General features: G+C 42.1%; 6 protein-coding genes. 5 read left to right on the top strand and 1 reads right to left on the bottom strand.

Annotated features, from left to right (window positions below; all coding sequences use genetic code 11):
* On the top strand, positions 1-228 hold a 228-nt coding region (locus tag BMW38_RS16305), incomplete at its 5' end, for a GDP-mannose 4,6-dehydratase (RefSeq protein ID WP_170834083.1).
* A 43-nt stretch (positions 229-271) separates the two neighbouring features.
* On the opposite strand, the gene BMW38_RS16300 is transcribed toward BMW38_RS16305, so the two are convergent.
* Positions 272-1,642 (bottom strand): phosphomannomutase CpsG, encoded by a 1,371-nt coding sequence (locus BMW38_RS16300; protein WP_092710013.1) that lies wholly within the window; start codon positions 1,640-1,642, stop codon positions 272-274.
* A gap of 376 nt (positions 1,643-2,018) precedes the next feature.
* Between BMW38_RS16300 and lldP the strand changes: the two genes are divergently transcribed.
* The 4 genes from lldP (at position 2,019) to dld (ending at position 7,620) form a co-directional block, all read left to right on the top strand.
* Entirely contained in the window at positions 2,019-3,686 is a 1,668-nt protein-coding gene (lldP, locus tag BMW38_RS16295) for an L-lactate permease (RefSeq protein WP_170834082.1), read from the top strand.
* Positions 3,687-3,705: 19 nt separating this feature from the next.
* Entirely contained in the window at positions 3,706-4,458 is a 753-nt protein-coding gene (gene lldR / locus BMW38_RS16290) for a transcriptional regulator LldR (RefSeq protein ID WP_092710007.1), read from the top strand.
* Entirely contained in the window at positions 4,455-5,600 is a 1,146-nt protein-coding gene (gene lldD, locus BMW38_RS16285; RefSeq protein WP_092710004.1) for an FMN-dependent L-lactate dehydrogenase LldD, read from the top strand. Before lldR ends, lldD begins: the two co-directional genes overlap by 4 nt.
* Before the next feature lie 313 nt (positions 5,601-5,913).
* Positions 5,914-7,620 (top strand): D-lactate dehydrogenase, encoded by a 1,707-nt coding sequence (gene dld, locus BMW38_RS16280; RefSeq protein ID WP_092710001.1) that lies wholly within the window; start codon positions 5,914-5,916, stop codon positions 7,618-7,620.
* The last annotated feature ends 4 nt before the right edge of the window (positions 7,621-7,624 follow it).

Genomic DNA, 7,624 nt, shown 5'->3' with positions numbered 1-7,624 from the left:
ACAGGTAATGGTTCATCTGTTTTGCAAGTTAAAGACACCTTTCAACAAGTTAATGGCATACCTGTAGCCTTTGAGTTTGTAGCACGTCGAGCTGGCGATGTTGCGACTTCTTTTTCAGACAATAGCCGTGCAGTTGCTGAGTTGGGTTGGCAACCGCAATATAGTTTAGAGGATATGCTCAAGGATAGCTGGAACTGGCAGAAAAAAAATCCTAATGGATATAATTAAATACCAATAAAAAAGGAGCGAATTGCTCCTTTTTTATTATGGATTAGTTCTGAATCAACCCCGTCAACTCATCTACATAATGTTGCATAGGGTGGGCCTGACGGTCTGCACGACTTTCAATGTTGAGGCGTAATAAGGGCTCGGTATTTGACGCACGTACATTAAAACGCCATGCGCCAAAGTCCAGACTTACACCATCGGTACGGTCAATTTGTGGGTTTTGATCAGCATAGAAATCGAAAATCTTTTGAATAGTGGTCTGTGTATCAGCCACTTTAAAGTTGATTTCACCACTACAAGGGAATTTGGCAATCATATTTTCAACGAGGGTTGAGAGGGATTGTCCAGTTTCAGAGAGGAGGGCAATGGTGAGTAACCACGGAATCATGCCACTGTCGCAGTAAGCAAAGTCACGGAAGTAGTGATGGGCACTCATTTCGCCGCCGTATACGGCATTATGTTCACGCATGACATCTTTAATGAAGGCATGACCAGATTTTGACTGTACAGCAACGCCGTTGTATTCATCGACAATATCAAAAGTATTCCACACTAAACGTGGGTCATGAACAATTTTTTCGCCGGGTTGTTTAATCAAGAAAGCTTGAGCCAAGAGGCCAACAATATAGTAGCCCTCAATGAACTGACCCTTTTCATCAAACAAGAAGCAGCGGTCAAAGTCGCCGTCCCAAGCAATACCCATATCTGCTTGATGTTCAAGTACAGCATTTCGGGTACTGTCACGATTTTCAATTAAAATTGGGTTAGGAATACCATTTGGAAAAGTACCGTCTGCTTCATGGTGAATTTTAATAAATTCAACTGGTACGTTAAGTGCTTTAAACTTTTTTTCAATGGCATCAATGACATGGCCAGCCGCACCATTACCCGCGTTTACCACTAACTTTAAAGGGCGAATTTTTGCTGGGTCAATATAAGTGACTAAATGTTCGACAAATTCAGGCAAGATGTTATAGCTTTGAGTAGTACCTTTTTGACTAACTTCTTCAAAGTGATCTGTTTCTGCTAAAGCCTGAATTTCTTTTAAACCCGTATCTGCACTAATTGGACGAGCATTTTCTCGTACCAGTTTCATACCGTTATAGTCCATTGGGTTATGACTAGCGGTAACTTCAATACCACCTTGTACATCTAAATGAAAAGCGGCGAAATAGACCTCTTCAGTACCCGTCATGCCTAAGTCAAGCACATTCACACCAGCATCATTTAGGCCGCGAATGGTCGCTTGTTTTAAAGACTCACTGCTTAGACGAATATCACAACCTACAACTACAGTCTTTGGTTTATAGATTTGTCCGTAAGCGCGGCCAATTTTATAGGCAATTTCTTCATTCAATTCGGTGCCGAGTTTGCCTCGGATATCATAGGCTTTAAAACACGTTAAAGTAGTCATTATTCAGTTCAATACAAATGATTTGAGTTTTGAGCATTATTATACATTTATCAATTAATGGTTATGTTTATAGTTTTTATATTCAAGTTCTACGCTTCATTTCTGTAGTTTATATTTAAGTTTATAAGAAAGTATTTTTACGACTTTAGTCTAATAAATAAATTTATGAATTAGAAATAGCTTGATTTTACTTGCTACTATTGGTCATACCAATTTTGTTGATTATTTAATGCTTGAACTTACTAATGCTCGTGTTTATGATGCGATCTGTTGTTTAAGGAATAACATTTGCACGTAAATTTTAATTGGTCATACCAATTGTGATAAATGTTTAAAATTTTAAGGTACAAAAAATTCGCCCCAGCATTTCAAGGAGATGACAATGCTCAATATGTGGCAACAACTTTATGACCCTTTAAATAATATTTGGCTGTCCAGTGCGGTTGCATTAATCCCGATTATTTTCTTCTTTTTAGCCTTGGCGGTTTTTCGTTTAAAAGGCAGTATTGCGGGTACAGGCACAGTCATTATTGCATTGTTGATCGCTCTCTTTTTCTATCAAATGCCGGGTCAAATGGCCTTTGCATCCATTATTTATGGTTTCTTCTACGGTCTATGGCCAATTTCATGGATTATTATTGGGGCAGTCTTTCTATATAAAATTTCGGTAAAAACAGGCCAGTTTGAGGTGATTCGCTCAAGCATTTTGTCAATTACCGAAGATCAGCGCTTACAAATGTTACTGGTTGGCTTTGCTTTTGGTACGTTCCTTGAAGGGGCTGCCGGTTTTGGTGCTCCTGTCGCAATTACCGCTGCACTACTCGTTGGTTTGGGTTTTAAACCACTTTACGCTGCCGGCTTATGTTTGATTGTGAATACTGCGCCAGTTGCATTTGGTGCGATGGGTATTCCAATTATTGTGGCGGGGCAGGTTTCTGGTGTAGATACCATGGAAATTAGCCAGATGGTTGGACGTCAGTTGCCGTTTTTAACGCTGATTGTGCTGTTCTGGATCATGGCAATTATGGATGGCTGGCGTGGTGTTAAGGAAACTTGGCCTGCGGTGTTGGTGGGCGGTGGCGCTTTTGCAATTGCACAATATCTAACATCTAACTTTATTGGTCCTGAATTACCTGATATTACAGCGGCAATTGCTTCATTGGTCAGCCTGACTGTGTTGTTCCGTTTTTGGAAACCAAAACATATTTTCCGTTTTGAACCTGAAGCTGGTCAAACTCTAGCTCAGCAACCTACAACAATTCAGCGTTATAGCATTGGGAAAATTGCTAAGGCGTGGTCTCCATTTGCCATCTTAACAGTGATGGTAACCATCTGGAGTGTTAAGCCGTTTAAAGCATTATTTGCAAAAGATGGGGCACTGGAACATTTAATTTTTAAACTTGAAGTGCCGTATTTGCATAAATTGGTCGAAAAAATGCCGCCGATTGTGGCAGAGATGAAACCATATGAAGCGATTTATAAGTTTGACTGGTTCTCTGCGACAGGTACTGCAATTTTTATTGCTGCAATCATCACTGCTATTTTCTTGAAAATGAAAGCGAGTGAGGCAGTAACGACCTTTGGTGAAACACTAAATGAGTTAAAAACACCGATTTACTCCATTGGTATGGTGTTAGCTTTTGCTTTTATTGCGAACTATTCAGGTTTATCTGCAACTTTAGCTTTGGCTCTATCGCATACGGGTCATGCTTTTACTTTCTTCTCGCCATTCTTAGGTTGGCTTGGTGTGTTTCTTACGGGTTCAGATACATCTTCAAATGCTTTGTTCTCCGCATTACAAGCGACCACTGCTCAGCAGATTGGTATTCCGGAAGTATTGCTTGTAGCAGCGAATACCAGTGGTGGTGTGACAGGTAAGATGATTTCTCCACAGTCGATTGCAATTGCTTGCGCAGCAGTAGGCTTGGTTGGAAAAGAATCTGACTTGTTCCGTTTCACGGTAAAACATAGCATCATATTCACTGTCTTTGTTGGCATCATTATTACGGTTCAGGCTTATCTGGTTCCGTGGATGATTCCATAACTCCAGTGAAGGAAACGCGATGAGAATCTCCGATCAAGTGGTCATGAAATTGCAGGCATTAATTGAAGAGCGTCACATGAGAAAAGGTGACCGTTTGCCTGCCGAGCGCCAGCTTGCAACTAGCTTGGGGGTTTCTCGTCCGTCTTTGCGTGAAGCGATTCAACAGCTCAATAGTCAAGGTGTGCTTATTAGCCGTCGGGGTGATGGGACTTATATTCAGCAGTTACCTGAACAGTGGCCACAGCAACTCATTGTGAACCCGATTAGCAACTTGATTGAAGAAGATCCGCTGTACCGTTTTGATGTACAAGAGGCGCGGTTATTACTTGAGGGGGGTACTGCGTGGTATGCCGCATTACGCTCAACACCCGAAGACCGCGCCAAAATTCATCATTATTTTAATGAAATTAGTCGCCATCAAAATGCGGGTGACTCAGCTCAGGCTGCGGTGGCAGATGCAGAATTCCACTTAGCGATTGCAGAAGCATCGCACAATGTGGTGCTGATTCAAATGATGCGTAGTCTCTTTGATTTACTGCAATACAACGTCTTGTTGGGACGTAAAAAAGTTTATAACGATCCAATAAATAGTGACTTGCTGAGTGAACAGCATTTTCAGGTCATGGATGCGATCGATCGTAAAGATCCTGAGGCCGCACGCCAAGCTGTCTGCGGTCATATTGAATTTGTGATTAATCATGTGCGTTCTCTGGATGAAGACGAAGCTCGCCAGAAACGTGCAAACCGTTTAAATAGAGTTGATTCAAAATGATTATTTCTTCTGGCAATGACTATCGTGCTGCGGCACAGCGTCGCTTACCCCCGTTTTTATTTCATTATATTGATGGTGGAGCGTATTCGGAACATACCTTAAAGCGTAACGTACAAGATTTGTCAGAAATTGCATTGCGTCAACGTGTGCTCAATGACATGTCAGCGTTAAGTTTAGAGACAAAACTGTTTAATGAAACATTGTCGATGCCGGTTGCATTGGCTCCTGTTGGTTTAACAGGCATGTATGCGCGCCGTGGTGAAGTTCAGGCCGCGATGGCAGCCGATAAAAAGGGTATTCCATTTACACTTTCAACGGTTTCGGTTTGTCCGATTGAAGAAGTTGCACCTGCAATTAATCGTCCAATGTGGTTCCAGCTCTATGTATTGCGTGACCGTGGTTTTATGCGTAATGCTTTGGAACGTGCAAAAGCGGCAGGCTGCTCAACACTGGTGTTTACTGTAGATATGCCTGTGCCAGGTGCACGTTACCGTGATGCACATTCGGGAATGAGTGGGCCAAATGCTGCGATGCGCCGTTATATGCAGTCCATGTTCCATCCACACTGGTCGTGGAATGTGGGTTTAATGGGTCGTCCGCACGACTTAGGTAATATCTCTAAATATTTAGGTAAACCAACTGGACTTGAAGATTATATCGGCTGGTTGGGCTCGAACTTTGATCCATCTATTTCATGGAAAGACCTTGAGTGGATTCGTGAATTTTGGGATGGTCCAATGGTGATTAAAGGCATTTTAGACCCTGAAGATGCTAAAGATGCTGTGCGTTTTGGTGCGGATGGTATTGTGGTGTCGAATCATGGTGGTCGTCAGTTAGATGGTGTGATGTCATCTGCTCGCGCATTGCCTGCAATTGCAGATGCAGTTAAAGGTGATTTGGCGATTTTAGCAGACTCAGGTATTCGTAATGGTCTAGATGTGGTGCGTATGTTGGCACTTGGTGCTGATACGGTTTTACTGGGTCGTGCATTTGTTTATGCCTTGGCGGCAGCAGGTGGGCAAGGGGTGTCGAACTTGCTTGATTTAATTGATAAAGAAATGCGTGTTGCGATGACGCTCACGGGTGCTAAATCGATTTCGGATATTAATGCGGATTGTTTAGTACAGGCGATGAAGCTCTAACATTTTCGTATTAACTTTGACGATATTGGCACGACGGAGTCTTATCGGAAAAAGTTCAATGGAAGTAGCTAATTGACGTTACTTTTTTAAAAAAGTAACCAAAAACCTTTGCTATTCACAAAACCTGTTCTCTGTTTTTCACCAATCAAAGTAATTGCAAAAACAGTAATTTTTAGAATTCGGGCAGGTTGTGAATAGCTTTAACGCGTAGCCAATTTTTTATAAAGTCTAAATAATAAAATTCCGTCGTGCTGATCTAGTTTTAGCATGGATTACAGCTAGGTCTTATATGGATGACTAAAAGGAAACCATCATGCAAACATTTTCTCCTCAAGCAGTGATTGAACGTTTACAGAGTATTGTAAGGCGCTCTCATGTTTTGACCGATGATCAAAGTACACGCCAGTACCGCCAAGGTCGTCGTTTTGGTGAGGGGAAAGTACTAGCTGTGGTGGTGCCGGGTACTTTGCTAGAGCAATGGCAGGTGCTACAAGCTGCAATTGATGCAGATTGTGTGGTGATTATGCAGGCGGCAAATACGGGACTTACTGGTGGTTCAACCCCATATGGTGATGACTATGATCGTCCTGTTTTGGTCATGAGTACGCGCCGTTTAAAGGGCATACAAGTCATTCACGATGGTAAGCAGGTGATTTGTTTACCGGGTGCGACTTTAGACAATTTAGAGCAAATTTTAAAAGGCTATGACCGAGAGCCGCATTCGGTGATTGGTTCATCATGTATTGGCGCATCAGTACTCGGCGGTGTGTGTAACAACTCTGGCGGTGCATTGGTACGCCGTGGCCCTGCTTATACGGAACTGGCACTCTATGCTCAGGTGAATGCCGCTGGTCAATTAGAACTAGTGAACCATTTAGGGGTGAATTTAGGGTCGACGCCCGAAGAAATTTTGACTCGATTAGAGAAACAGAAATACCAAGCCGTAGATATTTTAGATGATGGTGAAAAGCAGGCCTCGGACCATCGCTATGCGCATGATGTGACTCAAGTCGATGAAGATTCACCAGCACGTTTTAATGCTGACCCATCACGTTTGTTTGAAGCCTCGGGTTCGGCAGGTAAAGTCTGTGTGTTTGCTGTACGCCTTGATACATATGAAAAAGTAGAGAGTAATGTCTTTTATATTGGTACTAATGATGCAGATGACTTAACAGCTATTCGCCGTTATTTACTCACTTCACTGCCAAGCCTACCGATTGCAGGTGAGTATATTCACCGAGATGCTTATTTAATTGGTGAAAAGTATGGAAAAGATACTTTTTTGTTTATTGAAAAGTTTGGCACAGCTAATGTTCCAAAAGCTTTTGCGATGAAAGATAAAGTCGATGGCTTTTTAGAAAGATTTAAAATTAAAGGCTTAACTGACCAGATTTTACAGGCGATTACTTTCTTTTTACCAAGCCATTTGCCAAAGCGTATGACCGAGTATCGAGACCGTTTTGAGCATCATTTAGTACTACGTGTCGAAAATAATTCAAAAGCACAGACCGAGCAGTTTTTAAAAGAATATTTTGCAGTGCATCAGTCAGGCGGCTATTTCGTATGTAGTGAAGAGGAAGGGCGAAAGGCTTTCTTACACCGTTTTGCGATTGCAGGAGCGGCAATTCGTTATCGCGATACGCACCGTAGTGAAGTTGAAGATATTGTTGCGCTGGATATTGCGTTACGTCGTAATGACCGTGAGTGGGTAGAGCAACTACCTGCCGAGATGGAAAAGAACATCATCCATAAACTCTATTATGGACATTTCTTTTGCCATGTTTTCCATCAGGACTATATTCTTAAAAAGGGCAATGACCCTTTAGAAATGGAACATCAAATGTGGAAGTTGCTGGATGCGCGCCGTGCTGAATATCCGGCAGAGCATAATGTCGGGCACCTCTATATTGCCAAACCTGCTTTAGCGAATTTTTACCAAAAACTGGACCCAACCAACAGCTTTAATGTGGGTATTGGGCACACCTCAAAACTTAAGTATTGGGGCAAAGCGAAATCTTAAATTA

The organism is Acinetobacter sp. yr461 (assembly GCF_900110445.1).
GTDB lineage: Bacteria > Pseudomonadota > Gammaproteobacteria > Pseudomonadales > Moraxellaceae > Acinetobacter > Acinetobacter calcoaceticus.
Note: the sequence above shows the minus strand (reverse complement) of the source record. Positions and strands in the feature narration are given on the sequence as shown.